This is a genomic window from Halomonas sp. 707D4, assembly GCF_024158685.1.
GTDB lineage: Bacteria > Pseudomonadota > Gammaproteobacteria > Pseudomonadales > Halomonadaceae > Vreelandella.
Genome location: NZ_JAMZBD010000479.1, coordinates 1 through 2,287 on the forward strand (window position 1 = coordinate 1; position 2,287 = coordinate 2,287).

A 2,287-nucleotide genomic window follows, 5' to 3' on the forward strand; every position below is an offset into this window, starting at 1 on the left:
GAGGACGAGCGCATCGATGCGCTGCCGGACACCCCGGTACCGTCGGAGCTGGGCGTGGAGTTCACCTGGTCCGCCTGGAAGGGCATCATCGCGCCGAAGCGCCACCGAAGGGCATGCTGTTGAACTCGATGCCCGCAGCGCTCCCGAAGCCCTCGATGGCGATGTGGTTGGCACCGCCCGCGCCGGAGTTGCCCACGCGTACCTCGCCCGGGTGCTCACGACCGTACTCGACGAAGCCTTCGGCGTCGTCGAAGGGCGCGCCCTGGCAGCCCGCGACCACCATCAGGTTACGGCCCATCAGCGCGAGGAACTCGACGTCGTCGAGGCTGTAGTCCACGCCGCCGTAGTGGGGCAGCATGGCCAGCGGCCCCTGGGCGCTCATGCCCAGGGTGTAGCCGTCGGCGCGCGCATGGACCGCGGCGCTGGTGCCGATGGAGCCGCCGCCGCCGGGCTGGTTGCGCACCACCAGCGACTTGCCCAGATACTTCTTCAGGGTGTCGGCCATGATGCGTGCGGACAGGTCGGTACCGCCGCCCGCTGCGTAAGGCACGATGATCTGCACCGGGCGAACCGGGTAGTCGGCGGCGTTGGCGCTCATGGCGGTCAACAGTACGCCGCAGCTCAGAGTGGCGAGAGTCGGGAGCAATTTCATGTGCGTTCTCCAGTGAGGTTCTAATGATTATTATCGTTAGGGGGAAAGGCCCGGGGGAGGCCTCATCAGGGCAGGTAGACGTCGAGCAGATGGGTGAACCCCAGGTAGACGCCGGCGACGATCAGCGCCGGCACCACCAGAAACTGGAGCACGCGGCGCTCGCGCAACAGCAGCATGCCGATCACGAAGGTCGCGATCGTGCTGGGCAGGTAGCCGACGCGCTCGAAGGCGACGGCGTAACCGATCATCAATACGATGAACAGCACCAGTACCACCGTGGGGTAGGTGATCTTGCGTCCGCGCGCGGGGACGACGTCGCTTGCGGGTGCCGGCGCGAGCGCTCCGCGTAAAAACAGTCCCAGCGAGAGCAGCGCGATGCCGACGATCGCGATCCAGGGCAGAAAGCTCGGCCCGGCCTGGCTGCCCGCGCCGGTCGATGGCACAAGCGTGGTGCGCCAGGCGGCGAAAGCGCAGAAGGCCAGCAGCAAAAGTGCCAGTCCGCAATCGGTTCTCTTGAGTCCGCTTTTAAGTACCATGTCGCCCTACCTCATGATTCGATTCCAGCGAACGGCGCGGCCCAACCAATCGAGCGAACCGTTCAAAAGCATTTATCAATAGCGACAAAATGATCTTTTCGATCCTTTTTGGCAATAGAGAATCTTTCGTCGACAGCGTCAACATCGCCCTTCGAATTAAATAAGATTATGAATTTAAATATAAAAATACATATAATTGATATTAGGCACTATACTAATGTCTAAACTGAAAATGATCGCTTTAATCATAATCCACGACTTTAGCAGGGCTGCGCGCCGTCGGCCCAACTGCCATACTCACGATCAACGTAACCAGCCGAGCTTGCCATGAAAGTCGTCAAACGCCGCAAGGCGATGCTAGAAGCCGTACGATCGGGCGTATGCAGTATCGAAGCGCTCTGCCACCATTTCGGCATTTCCGAGGCGACCGTGCGTCGCGATCTGGGCGCGCTGTCGCGCGAAGGGCTTTTGGTGCGCACCTACGGCGGGGCCACCACCTCGATCGGCCAGCGCGAACCGGAACTGACCCTGGAGCAGCGCCGCTCGCGCCAGGGCGACATCAAGATCCGCCTGGCAGAGTGCGCCCTCGGCTGCATCGAGGAGGGCGACACGGTGCTGCTCGACGGCGGCACCACCACCGCCGCCCTCGCCGCCCGCCTGCACGAGCGCAAGGGGCTGCACGTGGTGACCAACAACATGGCCGCCCTGCCGCTGCTCACCCAGCTGCCCGAGGGACGGATCACGGTACTCGGCGGCGATCTTCGCGCCTCCAGCATGACGGTCTACGGGCCGCTGGCCTTCGAGACGCTGTCGCGGCTGACCGTCGACCGGCTGTTTCTCAGCGCCGACGGCGTCACCGAGCAGGGCCTGTGCGAGGCCAGCCCCGACCAGGCCTGGCTGAAGGAGGCGATGATCGCCCGTGCCGCCGAGGTCTACGTCATGGCCGATGCCACCAAGATCGGTCGCGCCAGCCAGCAGCACTGGACTCCCCTGCCCGCGCGCTGGACCCTGATCACCGAGGCCGACGACGACCTCACCGCCATCTTCTCGCCGCGGCGAACCACCGTCCTGCGGCCTTAGCCGGCGCGCGCCATCAGCG

At 64.1% G+C, this 2,287-nt stretch carries 3 protein-coding genes; 1 reads left to right on the top strand and 2 read right to left on the bottom strand.

Annotated elements, in window-relative coordinates:
• Positions 1 to 85: 85 nt before the first annotated feature.
• Together BIS11_RS15490 and BIS11_RS15495 are read right to left on the bottom strand one after the other, a co-directional pair.
• Positions 86 to 652, bottom strand: a complete 567-nt coding sequence (locus BIS11_RS15490; RefSeq protein ID WP_253586487.1) for a tripartite tricarboxylate transporter substrate binding protein — start codon at positions 650 to 652, stop codon at positions 86 to 88.
• A gap of 65 nt (positions 653 to 717) precedes the next feature.
• Positions 718 to 1,188, bottom strand: a complete 471-nt coding sequence (locus tag BIS11_RS15495; RefSeq protein ID WP_253425477.1) for a tripartite tricarboxylate transporter TctB family protein — start codon at positions 1,186 to 1,188, stop codon at positions 718 to 720.
• A 327-nt stretch (positions 1,189 to 1,515) separates the two neighbouring features.
• On the opposite strand from BIS11_RS15495, the gene BIS11_RS15500 reads away from it, so the two are divergent.
• Complete coding sequence (locus BIS11_RS15500) at positions 1,516 to 2,268, top strand: DeoR/GlpR family DNA-binding transcription regulator (protein WP_253425480.1); 753 nt, start codon at positions 1,516 to 1,518, stop codon at positions 2,266 to 2,268.
• Positions 2,269 to 2,287: the final 19 nt, after the last annotated feature.